Source organism: Streptomyces sp. NBC_01257 (assembly GCF_035917255.1).
GTDB lineage: Bacteria > Actinomycetota > Actinomycetes > Streptomycetales > Streptomycetaceae > Streptomyces.
The window spans coordinates 1,484,439-1,501,970 of sequence record NZ_CP108472.1 but is presented as its reverse complement, the minus strand read 5'-3'; the positions used below and the strand labels follow the sequence as shown (position 1 = coordinate 1,501,970).

The 17,532-nt window shown below is 69.9% G+C and carries 17 protein-coding genes; 11 read left to right on the top strand and 6 right to left on the bottom strand.

Annotation, left to right across the window (positions count from 1 at the left end; translation table 11 throughout):
* Positions 1–20 precede the first annotated feature (20 nt).
* The 3 genes from OG408_RS06220 to OG408_RS06210 all read left to right on the top strand — a co-directional run bounded on the left by OG408_RS06220 (position 21) and on the right by OG408_RS06210 (position 2,598).
* Entirely contained in the window at positions 21–929 is a 909-nt protein-coding gene (locus OG408_RS06220) for a proline iminopeptidase-family hydrolase (protein WP_326668741.1), read from the top strand.
* A gap of 179 nt (positions 930–1,108) precedes the next feature.
* Complete coding sequence (locus OG408_RS06215; protein WP_266776209.1) at positions 1,109–1,552, top strand: cold-shock protein; 444 nt, start codon at positions 1,109–1,111, stop codon at positions 1,550–1,552.
* A gap of 419 nt (positions 1,553–1,971) precedes the next feature.
* Positions 1,972–2,598, top strand: a complete 627-nt coding sequence (locus tag OG408_RS06210) for a TetR/AcrR family transcriptional regulator (RefSeq protein ID WP_285571997.1) — start codon at positions 1,972–1,974, stop codon at positions 2,596–2,598.
* A gap of 149 nt (positions 2,599–2,747) precedes the next feature.
* On the opposite strand, the gene OG408_RS06205 is transcribed toward OG408_RS06210, so the two are convergent.
* From OG408_RS06205 to OG408_RS06190, 4 genes are all read right to left on the bottom strand, one after another.
* The gene (locus OG408_RS06205) at positions 2,748–3,602 is read right to left on the bottom strand and encodes a hypothetical protein (RefSeq protein ID WP_266776205.1); all 855 of its coding nucleotides are present in this window, start codon (positions 3,600–3,602) and stop codon (positions 2,748–2,750) included.
* Positions 3,603–4,022: 420 nt separating this feature from the next.
* Positions 4,023–4,688, bottom strand: a complete 666-nt coding sequence (locus tag OG408_RS06200) for a 4'-phosphopantetheinyl transferase family protein (RefSeq protein ID WP_266776203.1) — start codon at positions 4,686–4,688, stop codon at positions 4,023–4,025.
* Positions 4,685–5,533 carry a metallophosphoesterase family protein gene (locus OG408_RS06195; protein ID WP_326668737.1) on the bottom strand — a complete coding sequence of 283 codons (849 nt, stop codon included), beginning with the start codon at positions 5,531–5,533 and terminating at the stop codon, positions 4,685–4,687. Before OG408_RS06195 ends, OG408_RS06200 begins: the two co-directional genes overlap by 4 nt.
* 91 nt (positions 5,534–5,624) lie before the next feature.
* Positions 5,625–8,330, bottom strand: coding sequence for an AAA family ATPase (locus tag OG408_RS06190; protein WP_285572101.1), 2,706 nt, complete (start codon positions 8,328–8,330; stop codon positions 5,625–5,627).
* A 440-nt stretch (positions 8,331–8,770) separates the two neighbouring features.
* Between OG408_RS06190 and OG408_RS06185 the strand changes: the two genes are divergently transcribed.
* The 7 genes from OG408_RS06185 (at position 8,771) to OG408_RS06155 (ending at position 14,926) form a co-directional block, all read left to right on the top strand.
* Positions 8,771–9,622 carry a HipA family kinase gene (locus OG408_RS06185; protein WP_285572008.1) on the top strand — a complete coding sequence of 284 codons (852 nt, stop codon included), beginning with the start codon at positions 8,771–8,773 and terminating at the stop codon, positions 9,620–9,622.
* Positions 9,619–10,002: a DUF3037 domain-containing protein gene (locus tag OG408_RS06180; RefSeq protein WP_285572014.1), complete on the top strand. Its 384-nt coding sequence runs from the start codon at positions 9,619–9,621 to the stop codon at positions 10,000–10,002. Before OG408_RS06185 ends, OG408_RS06180 begins: the two co-directional genes overlap by 4 nt.
* Positions 10,003–10,217: 215 nt before the next feature.
* Entirely contained in the window at positions 10,218–10,979 is a 762-nt protein-coding gene (gene fabG, locus OG408_RS06175) for a 3-oxoacyl-ACP reductase FabG (protein ID WP_266776196.1), read from the top strand.
* Positions 10,980–10,999: 20 nt separating this feature from the next.
* On the top strand, positions 11,000–11,755 hold the full coding sequence (locus OG408_RS06170) for an SDR family oxidoreductase (RefSeq protein ID WP_266776194.1): 756 nt from the start codon (positions 11,000–11,002) through the stop codon (positions 11,753–11,755).
* Positions 11,756–11,873: 118 nt separating this feature from the next.
* On the top strand, positions 11,874–13,454 hold the full coding sequence (locus OG408_RS06165; RefSeq protein WP_266776192.1) for an ABC transporter substrate-binding protein: 1,581 nt from the start codon (positions 11,874–11,876) through the stop codon (positions 13,452–13,454).
* A gap of 123 nt (positions 13,455–13,577) precedes the next feature.
* A complete protein-coding gene (locus OG408_RS06160) occupies positions 13,578–14,261 on the top strand; it encodes a uracil-DNA glycosylase (RefSeq protein ID WP_266776190.1) in 684 nt (227 codons plus the stop codon).
* A 161-nt stretch (positions 14,262–14,422) separates the two neighbouring features.
* Positions 14,423–14,926: a hypothetical protein gene (locus tag OG408_RS06155; protein WP_326668732.1), complete on the top strand. Its 504-nt coding sequence runs from the start codon at positions 14,423–14,425 to the stop codon at positions 14,924–14,926.
* A gap of 55 nt (positions 14,927–14,981) precedes the next feature.
* Here the strand turns inward: OG408_RS06155 and OG408_RS06150 are convergent, their stop codons facing one another.
* Both OG408_RS06150 and OG408_RS06145 read right to left on the bottom strand, forming a co-directional pair.
* Entirely contained in the window at positions 14,982–15,431 is a 450-nt protein-coding gene (locus tag OG408_RS06150; RefSeq protein ID WP_285572024.1) for a hypothetical protein, read from the bottom strand.
* A 128-nt stretch (positions 15,432–15,559) separates the two neighbouring features.
* Positions 15,560–16,192 (bottom strand): TetR/AcrR family transcriptional regulator, encoded by a 633-nt coding sequence (locus tag OG408_RS06145; RefSeq protein WP_266776184.1) that lies wholly within the window; start codon positions 16,190–16,192, stop codon positions 15,560–15,562.
* A gap of 83 nt (positions 16,193–16,275) precedes the next feature.
* Here OG408_RS06145 and OG408_RS06140 point away from each other — a divergent pair, with 83 nt between their 5' ends.
* Positions 16,276–17,520 carry an FAD-dependent monooxygenase gene (locus OG408_RS06140; protein ID WP_326668728.1) on the top strand — a complete coding sequence of 415 codons (1,245 nt, stop codon included), beginning with the start codon at positions 16,276–16,278 and terminating at the stop codon, positions 17,518–17,520.
* Positions 17,521–17,532: the final 12 nt, after the last annotated feature.

The window sequence follows — 17,532 nt, the reverse complement described above, 5'->3', positions numbered from 1 at the left end:
GCGAAGAGAGGCGAAGTGACGTGACCGTGGCACCCAGCGCCAAGGGAACCCTGCCGTTCGGCGAACACGAGACCTGGTACCGAGTGACGGGCGACCTCCGCTCCGACCGGCCCACGCTCGTCGTCGTGCACGGAGGACCGGGATCCACCCACGACTATCTTCAGAACCTCTCCGACCTGGCCGAAGACGGCTGGTCAGTCGTGCACTACGACCAGATCGGGAACGGTGGGTCGACTCATCTGCCCGATCGGGGAGCGGACTTCTGGACGGTGGAGCTGTTCGCCGCCGAACTCGACAACCTGCTCACCGGTCTCGGGATCGCCGACAACTACGTACTGTTCGGGCAGTCCTGGGGTGGCATGCTCATCACGCACCACGCCGCCGCACGTCCTGCCGGTCTGCGCGGGCTGGTCATCGCCAACTCGCCCGCCTCCTATCCGCTCTGGCTTCAGGAGGCCAAGGTTCTCCGGGACCAGTTGCCGCCCGGTGTCAACGAAACGCTGCTTCGGCACGAGGCCGCCGGAACCACCGAGACGGACGAGTACCACACGGCCATGCGCGCGTTCTACGAGCGACACGTATGCCGTCTCAGGCCCTGGCCCCGCGACTATCTGGCCTCGTTCTACGAGGTGTACAACGACCCCTCCGTCTACTACGCGATGAACGGCCCCAGCGAGTTCCACGTGAACGGCACGCTGCGCGACTGGTCGGTCATCGACCTCTGTCCCGACGTCGCCGTGCCCACGCTCCTGATATCCGGCCGCCACGACGAAGCCACCCCCGCGACCGTCCAGCCGTTCCAGGACCTCATTCCGGGAGCGCGCTGGGAGGTGTTCGAGGAGTCCAGCCACCTTCCGCACCTTGAGGAACCGGAACGCTTCCGTCAGGTCATGCGGACGTTCCTCGACGAGGTGGACCTGCCGGTGTGACAGCCTGACCCCAGCGAGGCGTAGGCCTTGCATACACCTCCCGGATACCGCTGGAGAGCAATGACATCGGGGGTGGTTTGCAGGTAGTAGTAAGGAGCGTCCGGAGTGGGGTCCGGGCGGCCTGGTGCGACAAGGTTTGTCCCGGACACGGGTCCGGGACTCGTTGAGAGGTGTCATCCATGGTCAGTGGTCGCGTGGTGCGTTTCGACAGCGCGAAGGGTTACGGGTTCATCACCCCTGACCATGGGGGTGAGGACGTCTTTCTGCACGTGAACGACCTTCGCATGGCCGAGGAAACGCTCCGGCCCGGCCTGATGGTCCAGTTCGAGATCGAGCAGGGCGACCGGGGTCTGAAGGCGTCCTCCGTGCGCTTGGCCTCGGGCAGTGGCGTCGCGGCCGCGCCGGTGACGGAGGCCGCCTTCACGCAGCGCTCCGAGTCGCTGATCAGGCAGGCCGCAGACGGCGACGACGTGTTGTGTGACGTGCTCAACGCGGAGGAGTACCTGCGGGACGTCACGGAGATCCTGCTGAAATCGGCCCCGGGGCTCACCGCGGAGCACATTCTCCAAGTACGCCAGGGGATGCTGCAGTTCGCCAAGAACCACGGCTGGATCGAGAGCTGAGCGGCTGGTCGACCCGCCCTCGGGGCTCGGAACTCGGTACCGGGCCCTTGGGCCGCTGATCGGGGCACTGTGAGAACGGCGGGCTGAGGCGTACGAGGGATGCCGGCCCCGGCACAGACCCGGCACTCCGAACCGCTCGCAGCCATCGGTAAGCGCGACGCGGGCCTGGCGCCCGCCAACCACACGGTCGCGCCGCGGCGCCGGGAGGAATGTCCCGGCGTCGTCGGCGTGGTCGGGGGTGGTCGGGGTAGGATCCTCGGCGAGGCGCCGGTCGTCCTCGTTGACGACAACGCCGCCCGGACGGTGCGGTGTCGGCCCACTCGGTGGGTCTGACTGGCCGAGTCCTTCCGCAGTCTCCGTATCCGGCGCCTTACACGTCCGTCTTACACGTCCGTCTGCATGCCGGGTACGCTGCTGCCATGGGACATCGTGAGGATCTGCTCGAAGGTGCCAAGCGCTGCCTGCTGGAGAAGGGATACGCCCGGACGACGGCACGTGACATTGTGGCCGCCTCCGGGACCAACCTTGCCTCCATCGGCTATCACTACGGCTCCAAGGAGGCCCTGCTCAACCTCGCCTTCATCAAGGTGACGGAGGAATGGGGCGACTTGCTGACCAATGAGCCCGAGAGTGGCGTCGGCGGCGAGGACGGCTCCCGGGCCCCGCTCGACCAGTTCCTCAAGACCTGGGAACGTGTGATCGGCAGCTATGAGCGGACCCGGTCGGTATGGCAGCTCCAGATGGAGGTCATCTCCAGGATCGACACCGATCCCGAACTGCAGAAGGCTCTGGTCGGCCCGCAGCGCGAGGGCCGGAACGGCCTCGCGGAGAACATGCTGGGGATCGATCCGGAGAAGGAACCTGAGAGGGCGCGGGTGGCCGGGCTGTTCTGTCAGGCACTACTCGCCGGCGTCATGGTCCAGTGGATGATGGACCGTGCCTCGGCGCCGTCGGCGCAGGATCTGACGGAAGGACTCAAAGCGGTTCTCGCGGGCCGGGAGGGCTCGACGGACCCGGATGACAAGCCGGAGTGGAACCGCTCGTAGCGTGCAGCCGGGAGCCGATGCCCTGCCGTGCCGGCGGCCGCCCCCGGCGGACGGCGCCGCCAGGTTCCCCGACGCGTAGGCAGTCGTCCCGTTCACTACGCCGGTGAGGTACCGGGAGCCTCCGCAGAGGGCATCGGACCATCCTCGGCTCAAGGGTTTTCCGATGAGACGGAATCGCTCTCCGTCATGACCGTCCGGGGCTCCTCAACAGGTTCGGCCACGAGGCCCGCCCGGGTCAGGATAACGCCGGCCTGGAAACGGCTGATGGCGCCCTGTTCATCCATGATTTTAGCGATATGCCTACGGCAGGTACGCACCGATATGCCGAGCCGGCGAGCCACCATTTCGTCCTTATGGCCCATTGCCATAAGGTGAACAATCGATTTCGTGAGCGCATCGATAGTGTGCGTGGTGTCCTTCGTGTCTGGAATGAGCGGGCATGCGGTGTTCCATAGGTTTTCGAAAGCACCACATGCGAACGCCACCATTGCCGGGTCACGCACCGCGACTGTCCCCGTCGTGCCGACGTCCCCGGAGAAGTCCGGGGAGTGGGGTAGGACGAGGGTCTTGCGGTCGAAGGCGACGAGCGGATCTATCAGCTCGGCACTTGTCCTGATCTCGGCCCCGTGCTGGATCAGTTCCCGCACCAATGCCCGGGTGACCAGGTCGCCCCGTATGGCGTGCTGGTAGATGAGTCGTGCCCGCACCCCGCGGGCCAGCAGGTCCAGGGTGATGGTCCGGGCGGCGGGGAATGACTGGCAAGGGCGGGCGCCGCTGGGCAGGACCAGGAGGAACTCGTACTGGCAGCGGGCGCTCATCTCGCCGACCAGCGTGTGCAAGGCCGTGCCGCCCGTCGGGCCGCCTGCCGTCGGAGTGGGGGTCGTCGAGCCCGGCGGGCGCGCGTCGCGGCCGAGTGGCGACTCGTCGCCGCCGGTCCCCAGTGCGCCGCCGTGGTCCATTGGTGCGCGCTTCTCGACCGAGTGGAACCCTCTGGCTGCCGGCATTCGCTGCTCCCCCTTGCGGCCGCAGGTCGTTTCAGGCGTCGACTCTAAGATATCCAAAAATCGAGCTTAAATTCGCTCGTGAGTGATCTGAGAGTACGGGCGCGCGGGGGATGGAATCGGCAAGCTTCGGCTTGGTGGTGGAATTGAGCAAGGGTGCGCAACGAGGGGGTGTCCGGAGATCTCGCCCCGGAAAGGCCGCCTCGGCCGGGATTCGTGGTCAGCGAATCTGACTTTGCTTGCTCGTTCGTGGATCGTAGCCGAGGGGATTAGTTACCGATTATCATTTACGCAATTAATGCATATCATTTACTTCCCCTTTACTCGGTTTCGCGTTGTGGCGCCGTCCGGGCATGCCCCTCCGGGGAGGGGCAGGGGAGGATCTCGGCGCTTGCTCCGGGCGGGGGGCTGCCGGGGGCCGCTTCAGGCCGGCAGGACGATCGCGGTGAGGACGAAGCCGCGTCCCACGGTCCAGCGCCCGGAGAGCGTTCCATGACGACGTCCGGCGACCACGGGGCCGGGTGTCAGGAGCCGCGCGGAGAACGTGCTTGATCCGAGGTCGAACTGGAGCTCCGCCTCGGTGAAGTCGAGCTCGCGACGGGTCAGCGGATACCAGGTCTTGAACACTGACTCCTTGGCGCTGAACAGCAGCCGGTCCCAGTGCACGTCGGGGCGTTGACGTGCGAGTGCGGCGACAGAGGCCCTCTCGCGCGGCAGGGAGATGACCTCCAGGATGCCTTCGGGCAGGGGCTCGTTCCGCTCCGCGTCGATGCCCAGCGACGCGGCGACCTCGGAGCGGGCGACCGCCGCCGCGCGGAAGCCGGTGCAGTGGGTCATGCTGCCGGTCACGCCGGCCGGCCACTCGACAGCGCCCCGCTTCCCCGGAACCAGGGGAACCGGAGGTACGCCCAGCTCGTCCAGCGCACGGCGGGCGCACAGCCGGACAGTGGTGAACTCGGCGCGGCGGCGCGGCACCGACCTTGCGATCGTCGCCGCCTCCGCCGGGAAGAGCCCATGGCCGGCCAGGGTCGACAGGTCGCCGAACACACTCACGGCAGCCACCTCCGGGGGCAGCACGGAGTTGATCACGTCAGACGCTCCGACGCGGGGCTCGGCAGGATCTGACGCAGCGGCGGGCGGGGCGGCCGGGAGCGCCACTCCCGCGGGTACCCGATCGACACCTCTTCGAAGCGGACGCCGTCGCGCCAGATGACCCGGGGTATGTGGAGGTGCCCGTAGACGACGACGGCCGCCCGGAACCGGAGGTGCCAGTCGGCGGTCAGCTGTGTGCCGCACCACTGGGCGAACTCGGGATACCTCAGGACCCGCGTGGGGTCCCGCACCAGCGGATAGTGGTTGACCAGGACGGTGCGGTGCTGCGGATCGATGGCCGAGAGCCGCTCCTCGGTGAGGGCGACCCGGGCCCGGCACCAGGCGTCGCGCGACGGGTACGGGTCGGGGTGGAGCAGGTACTCGTCGGTGCACACCACCCCTGACTCATAGGCCACCCGCAGAGACTCCTCCTTCGTACGGGCCCCGGGAGCGCGGAAGGAGTAGTCGTACAGGACGAACAACGGGGCGACGGTGACGGGTTCCTCCTCGCCCGGCCAGACCGGGTACGGATCCTCCGGCGTCGACACGTCGAGCTCCCGGCAGAGCGCGACCAGGGAGTCGTAGCGGGCCTTGCCGCGCAGAGTGACAGGGTCGGCCGGATGGGTCCAGAGTTCGTGGTTGCCGGGGGCCCAGACGACTCGGCGGAACCGCTCCGAGAGAAGTTTCAGCGCCCAGGCGATGTCTTCGAACTTCTCGCCGACATCCCCGGCGATGAGCAGCCAGTCGTCGTCGGACTCCGGTCTGACCGACTCGGTGATGCGCCGGTTTTCCGAATGGCTGACGTGCTGGTCGCTGAGCGCAAACAGCTTTCCGTGCGGCACGGAGGCCGGTCCTTCCCTCGAAGCGAACGTGTGTGACAGGACCTGTCCGGCCGGTCGGGCCGTCGCGGCCCGGCCGGACCGTCCGGGCCCATCAGACCGCTTCGGCCGTGGAGACCGCGAGGTGGAGGTCCACCGGAAGATCCTGTCGGCGCGTGATGTTGAGCTTGCGGTAGACGCGCGTCAGGTGTTGTTCGACGGTGCTGACGGTGATGTGCAGCTTCAGGGAGATCTCCCGGTTCGTGTACCCGCTCGCCGCGAGCGTGGCCACCCGGCGCTCGGAGTCGCTCAGTTTCGTGTCGAGATCGGAGCAGAACTCCTCCGGGGCGCCGCGCTGCAGCATCCGGTCCTCCGGGCCGAGTTCCGGGCTGAACTCCTCGCACAGCGCCTCCGCACCGCACTCCCGCGCCAGGTTCCACGCCTTGCGGATCACCGCGTCCGCCCGGGCGGGCTCGGACACCGCCCGCAGCGCGCGGCTCAGCTCGGCGAGCGTACGCGCCAGCTCCACCCGGTCGCCGGACCGGCCGAGCTCGTCGGCGGACTGGTTGAGCAGGGTGAGCCGCTGGCGCGGGTCCGAGGTCATCGCGCGTAGACGCAAGCTGATTCCGCGCACCCATGGCCGGCGCGCGTCCGGATCGGCGAACTGCTGCTCCACGAGAGTCCGGGCACGCTGCGTCTCACCGAGCCGGAACAGTACGTCGGCCGCGTCCGTCCGCCAGGGAAGTACCGCCGGCCGGTCCAGGCCCCAGCTCCCGGCGAGCCGGCCCGCTTCGAGGAAGTCGCCCAGTGCGGCGTGCAGTTGATGCGTCGCCATCAGGTATTGGCCGCGTGCGCGCAGATAGGAGAGGCCGTGGGTGCTCTTGAACAGCGTGTCGGCGACGGGCTGGTGAAGCTGGCGGGCGGCCGCCGCATGGTCGCCCATGAGGGTGAGTGCCCGGATCAGGGTGGCGGCCGGACTTCCGACGAACGCGCTGCTGCTCTGCTCCGGCAGGCAGCCGAGCGCTCTTCGCGCGTAGTCCTCGGCGGCCGACAGGTCACTCAGGCGCAGCAGCACTGCCGCGAGAGCCGAGGAGAACAGCGCCTGCCAGGCGGGGGCCTTCTGCCGCTCGGCCTCGGCGATCAGCTCGCGGCAGCAGGCGGCGGCCCGGTCGGGATGGCCGAAGTAGGTGAGAGACCTCAGGGCGCGCATCACCGGTGCGAGCGTGTCGTCGGTGAGGACGACCGTACGCAAGTAGCGTTCGGCGGCCGACGTCTCCGTGCTGCTCCCGGCTTCCTGGTCGAGTGACCCTCCGCCGGGCCCCCGTGAATGGGCCGCCCGGGCTCCGGGCGCGTCCGTGGTCTCGTCAGGGCGGGTTTCGAATCCGGTCCGGTCCCGGCCTCCTGTGCTGCTTGCCACGGTCTCCCGGAGGATCCTGGACATCACCTCGCCCGCCTCGGCGACCCGGCCCTGGCAGGTGAGGAGTCCGGCCAGCGGCGCCAGCCGCTCCGCGGCCAGGCGGCCGGCGCGGAGCACCGCGAGCGGGGCGGAGAGGTGTTTCTCCGCCTGTCCTGGGTTGACCCGCCAGGTGACGGCCGCGAGCCGGGTCTTGATGTCGACCCGTTGCTGCTCGTCACTGCTGAGTTTATGGGCGAGTTCGAGTGCTTGGGTGGCCCGGACGAGATCGCGTTGTGTGAGCAGATCCTCGCTGGCCTCCCGTAGTACGTCCACTGTCCCGGGAAAGACGGTGAGCGATCCGCCCAGCCGGGCGGCGTCGAGCAGGTGTCCGGCGACACTGATGACGGATTCGCCCTCCACGTGCAGCAGTTCGGCGGTACGCAGATGCAGGTCGGCGAGCACCTTGGCCGGAACCTGGTCCAGGACGGCCGTCTGCGTGTGCGGGTGCGGGAAGCGGTGTCCTGTGAGGATGCCGGAGGCGGACAGCGAGGCGACCGACTGTGCCACGTTGAAAGCCGGGACGCCCAGGAGTGCGCCCGCCCGCTCCGGCGTGTAGGCGTCGCCCAGCACGGCCAGCGCCGCGGCGACGTCCAGCATGCGGGGGCCGCTGTGCCGCAGGCAGGTCAGCACCGCCTGTCCGAACAGTCCGCCCTGCTCGGGGCGGAAGCCATCGGCGGTGGCGGGCGCGGAGCGGTGTTCCTCTAAGAGGGCACGCAGCAGCAAGGGGTTGCCCCCGCTGATCGCGTGCAGCTCGCCCGAAACCGCCTCGCGTGGTGTGGGGCCGGGGGCGGAGTGCGCGATGCGTCGGCAGCCCTCAGGGGTGAGCCGCCGCAGCCGGATGCGCCGGACGTTGCGGCTGCGCAGCAGCTCCGTACCGAAGGAGGCGTCCTGGGTGTCCTGGTGCAGGGGCATCGTGAGCACCAGCAGCATCCGGGTGGAGCGGCTGTGCCGGACGATGTGCAGGAGATAGCGCAAGGAGGCGCTGTCCGCGTGGTGCACGTCGTCTACGGAGATCACGACCGGCCTCGTGGCGCTCAGTCCCTCCAACGCCGCCTGGAATTCACGCATCGCGCTCACCTGTGGCTCGCCGTCCGGTGCCACGGAGACCTCGGGGACGGCGCCGGCCGGTGCGTCCCCGGTCAGCTGTTGCATCAGGCCCAGGGGGAGATCCCGCTCGGTCGGCGAACCGAATGCCCTCAGGACCAGGTCGCCCTCGTCGGCCCATTCGGTGAGGGAGTCGATGAGCTCGCTCTTGCCGCATCCCGCGGCTCCCTCGATGACGACTATGCGGGCTGCGCCGCCCCGGCACTCATCGAGTGCAGTGCGCAACGCGCATATTTCAAGATCTCTCTCAATGTAATCCATATTGTCCCCCGAGATGAGCTGACCTGTAACCGGCATCGGGAAAATGCCTTGTCGTTGCTGGTGCGGCGTACGCGCAACGCGCATGCGTGCGATGCACGCTCATGAGTGTGGCGCACGCTCTGCTTATCCTCTAGTGGTCACAAGCTGCACGCTCGGCGACGCGGGGAGCGCCCGAGGTGAAGCTTCCTCCTTGATCGTGGACGCCTCGGAGACCGGGACTTACGGAAGCAGGTCTTCTCGATGACCACGGTGACGGTTTTGCCGGTGTGTGCGATGCCGGGACGGAGCCGCTCCCGCTTGCTGAGGAAGCGATCACCCTCGGTTACGATGCTCACTTCGCACCAATTCTCCCCAGCGCCGTTGACCCGTGATTCGTGCCTCTGCGCTCCGGAGAGGTCGTCCACGGATTGTCATGCTGAAGAGATGGGTGGCCTGGGAAAGTGTTGCAAGAAGTCGTAGCGACCCGCTATGTCACGCCTTTGCGTGAGGGTGGTTCGCTCCCCGGGATCGTCGAGGCCGACGACCTGGGTACGTACGTCATGAAGTTCACCGGAGCCGGACAGGGCCGCAAGACCCTCGTCGCCGAGGTGATCTGCGGACAGCTCGGGCGGCGGCTCGGGCTGCGGGTGCCCGAACTCGTGCAGATCCAGCTGGACCCGGTGATCGGGCTCGCCGAGCCCGATCAGGAGGTGCAGGAGCTCCTCAAGGCCAGCGGCGGGCTCAATCTCGGCATGGACTTCTTGCCGGGCTCCCTCGGGTTCGACTCGCTCGCCTACGAGGTCGGCCCCCGCGAGGCCGGCCGGGTCGTCTGGTTCGACGCCCTGATCAACAACGTCGACCGCTCCTGGCGCAATCCGAACATGCTGGTCTGGCACGGCGACCTGTGGCTCATCGACCACGGTGCCACCATGATCTGGCACCACAACTGGCCGGGCGCCCAGGCGTCCGCCGCCAAGCCGTACAACGCGTCCGATCACGCGCTGGCACCCTTCGGGCCCGATGTCGCGGCGGCCGCCGCCGAGCTCGCGCCGCTGGTCACCGAGGAACTGCTGACCGAGGTCGCGGCCGACGTGCCGGACGAGTGGCTGGTGGACGAGCCGGGATTCGACTCGACGGACCAGCTGCGCCGCGCGTACGTGGACGCGCTGCTGCCGCGCGCCGCCACGATCCACGAGCGGATCGTCCTGGACGCGCCGACGGCGGCCAAGCCGTCCCAGGCGCCGGGCTGGCTCAGCGAACGCCTGGCCCCGCGGCACGACAACCAGAACAGCGACAAGGGCGGCCGGCCGTGACCAAGCGCGATGTCTTCGAGTACGCCCTGCTGCGCGTGGTGCCACGGGTCCAGCGCGGCGAGTTCTTCAATGCCGGAGTCGTGGTCTACTGCCGCGCCAAGGGCTTCGTCGCCGCCCGCACCGAGCTCGACGAGGGCAAGCTCAGGGCCCTGGACCCGGGTGCCGACGTGACCGGGGTGCGGGCCGCGCTGCACGCCGTCGAGGGCGTCTGCCGCGGCGGCGCGGACGCGGGCCAGGCCGCCGGTGACGATGCCGGACGGCGCTTCCGCTGGCTGATCGCTCCCCGCTCCACCGTCATCCAGCCGAGCCCGGTGCACAGCGGTCTCACCACCGACCCCGCCGCCGAGGTCGAACGGCTGCTCGACCTGCTGGTGCGCTGAACGAACCCCTTCGGCGCCGCCCCCGCGCTCCGCGGAGGCGGCGCCGTCGGGTGTGACATGCGCCGCTGCGTCCGTGGGCCGTTGACACCGGGTGCCAGGGCTTCTAGCGTCTCGTCTGCTGAGGTACTAAGCGGTTGCTCAGTTATCGGGGACGTTCTCGCGGGAGCGTGCCCGACGTCCGCTGAGCCGCGATCCAAGGGCGAGGAGAGCCAAGCATGTCCACCACCGAGCAGCGCGTAGCCATCGTGACGGGAGCCGCACGGGGCATCGGTGCCGCCACCGCGGTACGCCTGGCGGCCGAGGGCCGCGCCGTCGCCGTACTCGACCTGGACGAGGCGGCCTGCAAGGACACCGTCGAGAAGATCACCGCCGCCGGGGGCAAGGCCCTCGCCGTCGGCTGTGACGTGTCGGACAGCGCTCAGGTGGAAGCCGCCGTCGCGCGCGTCGCCGCGGAGCTCGGCGCCCCGACGATCCTCGTCAACAACGCGGGCGTGCTCCGTGACAACCTGCTCTTCAAGATGAGCGAGTCCGACTGGGACATCGTGATGAACGTGCACCTCAAGGGCGCGTTCCTGATGGCCAAGGCCGTCCAGAAGCACATGGTCGACGCCAAGTTCGGCCGGATCGTCTCGCTGTCCTCCTCCTCGGCTCTCGGCAACCGCGGCCAGGCCAACTACGCCGCGGTCAAGGCGGGTCTGCAGGGCTTCACCAAGACCCTGGCCAAGGAGCTCGGCAAGTTCGGCATCACCGCCAACGCCGTGGCGCCCGGCTTCATCGTCACCGAGATGACCGCGCAGACCGCGGAGCGCGTCGGCATGGGCTTCGAGGAGTTCCAGGCCGCCGCCGCCACCCAGATCCCGGTGCAGCGCGTCGGCTTCCCCGAGGACATCGCCAACGCCATCGCCTTCTTCTCGGGCGACGACGCGGGCTTCGTCTCCGGCCAGGTCATGTACGTCGCCGGCGGACCGCTCAACTGACCCGAAGGGCTACCGACATCATGACTGTTCAGGACAGCGGCAAGGTCGCGCTCATCACCGGCGCGAGCCGCGGCATCGGCTACGGCATCGCGGAGGCGCTCGTCGCCCGCGGCGACCGGGTGTGCATCACCGGACGCGGCGAGGACGCGCTGAAGGAGGCCGTCGAGGCGCTCGGTTCCGACCGGGTCATCGCGGTCGCGGGCAAGGCGCACGACGAGGCGCACCAGGCGGCGGCCGTCGAGCGGACCATGGAGGCGTTCGGCCGGGTCGACTTCCTGGTCAACAACGCCGGCACCAACCCGGTCTTCGGGCCGATCGCCGAGCTCGACCTCAACGTGGCCCGCAAGGTCTTCGAGACGAACGTGATCTCGGCGCTCGGCTTCGCCCAGCAGACCTGGAAGGCCTGGCAGAAGGAGAACGGCGGGGCGATCGTGAACATCGCATCCGTCGCGGGTGTCTCCGCCTCGCCCTTCATCGGCGCGTACGGCATGAGCAAGGCGGCCATGGTCAACCTGACCCTGCAGCTGGCCCACGAGTTCGCGCCGGTCGTCCGGGTCAACTCGATCGCTCCCGCGGTCGTGAAGACCAGGTTCGCTCAGGCGCTGTACGAGGGCCGCGAGGCGGAGGCGGCCGCCGCCTACCCGCTGGGCCGGCTCGGTGTGCCCGAGGACATCGGCGGCGCCGCGGCCTTCCTCACCTCCAGCCAGTCCGACTGGATCACCGGTCAGACCCTCGTGGTCGACGGCGGGATTTTCCTGAATGCCGGCGTGGGCTGAGAACGGCCTGGGCCGGTTTCGCCCTGATTGACTCAAGTGCCCCACCGGGCCTGCGGATTGACCCGGTGGGGCGCTGCGGTATGGTCTGCCGACCCATGGCTGATCGAGGAGCGTGCACGTGTTCTACCGGGCCAGTCTGCAGGCTGCTGCAGCCCTTGCTTCCCTGTCGTTGCTGGCCGGCTGCGGTCTGCTCCCCGGCGGCGGTTCGGACGTGGAACAGAAGCTGGCGGTCGGGACCACCAGTTCGCCGTCCACACTCGACCCCGCCGCGGCCTGGGACGGCTCCTGGGAGCTGATGCGCAACGTGTTCCAGACCCTGGTGAGTTTTCCCACCGGCAGTACGAGCCCCGAGCCCGACGCCGCGGACAACTGCAGGTTCACGGACACGACCAGCACCGCCTACCGCTGCGAGCTCCGCGAGGGGCTGAAGTTCTCCAACGGGGACACGCTCGACGCGGAGGCCGTGAAGTACTCCATCGACCGGATCAGGACGATCGGGGTCAAGGGCGGCCCGGTCGGCATGCTCGGCTCGCTCGACCGGGTGGAGACCAAGGGCGACGACATCGTCATCTTCCACCTGACGAAGCCCGACGCCACCTTCCCGTTCATCCTGGCCACGCCCGCCATGTCGCTGGTGGCGCCCAGCGCGTACTCGAAGAACAAGATCCGTGACGACGGCAAGGTGACGGGGTCCGGTCCCTACCTGCTGGACGCGTACAAGCCGGGGGACCGCTCCGAGCTGGTCAAGAACCCCGACTACAAGGGCTTCGCCGACCGCAAGAACGACGCGGTGACCATCCGGTACTTCAAGGAGTCCGCCGCCCTGGTCCCGGCCCTCAAGAGCGGCGAGATCGACGCCACCTACCGCGGGCTGTCCGCCGAGGAGGTCGTCAACCTCGAGGACAACAAGGACAAGAACAGCGATCTCCAGCTGGTCGAGACGGTCGGCGCCGACATCCGTTTCCTCGTCTTCAACCCGGAGGACCCGTCCGCCGGGAACCCGGCCGTCCGCCGCGCGATAGCCCAGCTCGTCGACCGTGACGCTCTCGTGGCCAAGGTCTACCGGGGCACCGCGGAGCCGCTCTACTCCATGGTCCCCAAGGGCATCGCGGCCCACACGACCAGCTTCTTCGACACGTTCGGCGACCCGGACCGCAAGAAGGCCAAGAAGATCCTCACCGACGCCGGCATCACGAAGCCGGTCCCGATGACCTTCTGGTTCACGACCGACCGCTACGGATCGTCGACCGCGCCCGAGTTCGCCGAGCTCAAGCGCCAGCTGGAGTCGTCCGGACTGTTCCGGATCACCCTGAAGAGCAAGCCCTGGAAGACCTTCCAGGAGGGCTTCACCAAGGGGGAGTTCCCCGTCTTCGGCCGCGGCTGGTTCCCGGACTTCCCGGACCCGGACAACTTCATCGCCCCCTTCGTCGGCAAGGACAGCGTCACCGGCAGGCCGTACATGAAGGACGAGATCACGAACGAGCTGCTGCCGCAGTCCCGCAAGGAGAGCGACCGGGGCGCGGTCAGCAAGCAGTTCGAACGGGCCCAGACGATCCTCGTCGACGACGTCCGGCTGCTGCCGCTGTGGCAGGGCAAGCTCTACGTCGCCGCGGGCGAGGACATCGGCGGCGGCGAGCGCGCCCTGGACCCGCAGACCGTCATGCAGATGTGGGAGCTGTACCGCAAGGCGAGCTGGTAGCGGCTCCGGGCCCGGCGGCCGCGCTGCCGCCGGGCCCCGGCCACCGGGCTCCCGGAGCCCGTTGTCAGTGGTCCCCGGTAGGTTCTGAGGTCAAGACCTGATTGCTTACCGGAGGTTGTTGACGTGACCGACACCTATCCGCTGCCCGAGTCCTGGCGCGGCGTCCTCGGCGAAGAACTCGAGAAGCCCTACTTCGGGGAGCTCATCGAATTCGTCGAGAAGGAGCGGGCCGACGGGCCGGTCTATCCGCCCCGGGAGCAGGTGTTCGCGGCGCTGGAGGCGACGCCGTACGAGAAGGTGAAGGTCCTGGTCCTCGGCCAGGACCCCTATCACGGCGAGGGCCAGGGGCACGGCCTGTGCTTCTCCGTGCGGCCGGGTGTGAAGACGCCGCCCTCCCTGCGGAACATCTACAAGGAGATGAAGGAGGAGCTCGGCCTCCCCGTCCCGGACAACGGGTATCTGATGCCGTGGGCCGAGCAGGGTGTCCTCCTCCTCAACGCGGTGCTCACGGTGCGCGCGGGCGAGGCCAACTCCCACAAGGGCAAGGGCTGGGAGAAGGTCACGGACGCCGTGATCCGCGCGGTCGCCTCGCGTCCCGACCCGGCCGTCTTCGTGCTCTGGGGCAACTACGCGCAGAAGAAGCTCCCCCTGATCGACGAGGAGCGTCACGTGGTGGTGAAGGGGGCGCACCCCTCGCCGCTGTCGGCGAAGAAGTTCTTCGGCTCGCGCCCGTTCAGCCAGATCAACGAGGCGGTCGCGGCGCAGGGCCACCAGCCCATCGATTGGCGCATCCCCGACCTGGGCTGAGGGCGCGCCCGAGCCTGAGTGCGATTGTCCGCCGGGGCGACTAGCGTCGAACCGGTCGTAACCGGGCGGAACCCGACAGAAGCTGTCGGGGTCCGCCCGGGACCGGCCGGAGTGGGCCGAAAGCGGCCGGGCGCGGGTGGACAGGTGCGAGGGAGACCGCAGTGACGGAGCAGCAGGAGACGTCGCCGGACGTCGTCATGACCAGAATCGGCCAGGCGGTCATGCTGCTTCACGGCGGTGACCGCGAGGAGGCCCGCAATCGCTTCGGAGCGATCTGGGCGGAGATCGGCGTGGACGGTGACGGGCTGGAGCGGTGCACCCTCGCGCACTACATGGCCGACACCCAGGACGATCCCGGCGACGAACTGGCCTGGGACCTGCGGGCGCTGACCGCCGCGCAGTCGCTCACCCGCGAGCAGGCGGAGGAGCGCGGGGAGCGGGGGGAGAACCGGGACGTGCTCGCGGTGCGCGCCTTCTATCCCTCGCTGCATCTCAGCCTTGCGGCGGACTACGTGAAGCTCCGGCGTCCTGCGGCCGCCCGGATCCATCTGGACCGGGCGCGGGAGGCCTCGGGCGTCCTCGCGGACGACGGGGCGGACGACGGGTACGGGGGAGCCGTCCGGGCGGCCATCGGGCGGCTGGAGAGGCGGCTGAGGGAGCTCTGACCCGCCGAGGAGCGCGCGGAGCGGCCCGACCCCACCGGGGCGGGCCGCCGTCGCGTCAGTGGCCGTAGGTGCCGTCGCAGATCCGCGACTGCGGGCTGCCCGCGGGCCAGTGCCCGTACCCCCGCCCGAGCGCGCACACATCCGCCCCGGTGACGGGCTTCGGCAGGGCCGGTACGGGGACCGGCGGGGCGGCCCGGCGCGGCTGCGGGCGCGCCGGTGCCCGGGCCGGCTCGTGCCCCTGCGCGGGGCGTGGGATGTCGCGTCGTGCCGCGGGCGGCGGCGCGGCCGCCCTGCGGGAGGCCGAAGGTGACGGCTTCGGGTCCGGCAGCGCCTCCAGGGTGTCGCGTACCGGCGGCCGCATGATCTGCGGGGCCAGCAGCTGCGGCGCCCGGCTGCTCTCCGGGGGCGCGGGCGCACTCGGCTGCGGTTGAACGGACACGCACCCGGACAGGGCCGTGACAGCCACGCCGACCAGGAGCTTCACGGTGGTTCTGGTTCGTTGCACCTGATCAACTCTGGGGTGCCGGCCGGTCATCGGGTGAGCGGGAAAGGCCTGATTGGCCCGCACGAGTGACCCGGTCAGCACGGCGCCCCGCATGTCGCAGGTCCGCGACGGCCGCGCGACCGCGAGCCTCAGGGGCCCAGCAGTCCGCGCAGCAGTTCGCCGAAGCCGGTACGCAGCTCCGCTTCGCTCGGCACGGAGCGGTGATAGGAGCCGGCTGCGCACGAGAACATCAGCCCCTCGCACCAGGCCACCAGGGACAGCGCGTGGCGTTCCGGCTCCGCCGATCCCGCCATCGCCATCAGCGCCTCGAGCGGCTCGCGGAACTGCCGGCCCGTCGCGTCGAAGAACGTGCGCAGTTCGGGGCGGCGGGTGGCCTCCAGCGCGAGCTCGTACCGGCAGATGAGCAGTTCGGGGTGGCGGGCCAGATAGCGGTGCAGGGCCGACGCGAGAGCGGCGATCAGCGCGTCGGGGCCGGGCGGCGCGGCCGACGCGGACGGACCGCCCGGGCCGCTCGCACCGCCGGGCGCCGGGAGTTCGCCCGGTGCGAGCACCCGCGCCTCGCGCTCCGCGAGCCGGCGCACCGTGGCCTCCAGCAGGGACTGCCGGGTGCGCGCGTAGTTGGAGGTCGACCCCTGCGGGAGGCCGGCCCGCTCGTCCACCGCGCGGTGGGTCAGCCCTCGCATGCCGCGCTCGGCGAGGAGCGCGAGGGCGGCATCGGTGATCAGTTCGGCCCGGGGAGGACCGTCGGCGCGTGGGGACATGGGATCAACCTATCGCTCTCACTACAGCTGTAGTAACGTGGTCGCGTCACTACAGGTGTAGTTCCCGAGTGTGAGGAGGAGCCATGGACGCTCCGCGCGCGGTCGTCATCGGCAGCGGAATCGGTGGTCTCACCGCGGCGGTGGCGCTGCACCGCTCCGGCTGGCAGGTCACGGTCCTGGAGCGGGCCGGCTCCCTGGCGCCCGTCGGCGCCGGCATCGGCCTCGCCCCCAACGCGCAGCGCGCGCTCGACGTCATCGGGCTCGGGGACGAGATCAGGTCCCTGGCCGCCTGGCAGGGCGAGGGAGGCATGCGCCGCCCGGACGGCCGCTGGCTCTCCCGTACGGACAGCGCGGCGGCGGCCGAGCGGTTCGGCGGCCCGCTCGTCCTGCTCCACCGGGCCACCCTCATCGACCGCATCGCCGCCGCCCTGCCCGCGTCCGCTCTCCGCACGGACTGCCCCGCGCACCTGGTCGACCCGGGCGTCGCCGGGGGCCGGCCTGCCATGATCCGGACCCTGGACGGGACGATGGAGGCGGATCTCGTCGTCGGCGCCGACGGCATCCACTCGGCGGCACGGGCCACGCTCTTCCCGGACCATCCCGGCCCGTCCTACGCCGGATTCACCACCTGGCGCGTCGTCGTCCCCGCGCCCCCGGAGCCCTTCGCACCCCACGAGACCTGGGGCCGGGGCGCCCTGTGGGGCAGCCAGCCGCTCAAGGACGGCCGGATCTACGCGTACGCGGCGGCCGTCGCCCCGGCCGGCGAGAGGGCCGGGGACGAACGGGCGGAACTGCTGCGACGCTTCGGCGACTGGCACGCCCCGGTCCCGCAGATCATCGCCGCCGCCCGGCCCGAGGACGTCCTGCGCAACGACGTGCACCAGATGACCCGGCCGCTGCCCGCCTTCCACCGCGGCCGCACCGTCCTCCTCGGCGACGCCGCCCACGCCATGGCGCCCACCCTGGGCCAGGGCGGCAACCAGGCCATCGAGGACGGGATCGTGCTCGCCCACCACGTGGCGCCGGGCGGCGACCTCGGCGCGGGTCTTGCCGCGTACACCGCCGACCGGCTGCCGCGGACCGCCGCCGTCGTCCGCAAGGCCGCCCAGGTGTCCCGGCTGATGCGGCTGAGCTCCGCCCCCGCCGTCGCCGTACGCGACTTCGTGATGACCACGGTCTCCCGGCTCGGACCCGGGCTCGTCCTGCGCACGTTCGACGGCATCGCCGACTGGCGCCCGCCGCAGCCCACGTATGCTGCCGGGACGAAGGACACGCCGGCGGAGCCGCGGTGGGCCCCCGCTCCGGAGGACCGCGACGTCCGGCGTTGAACAGCGAGAGGG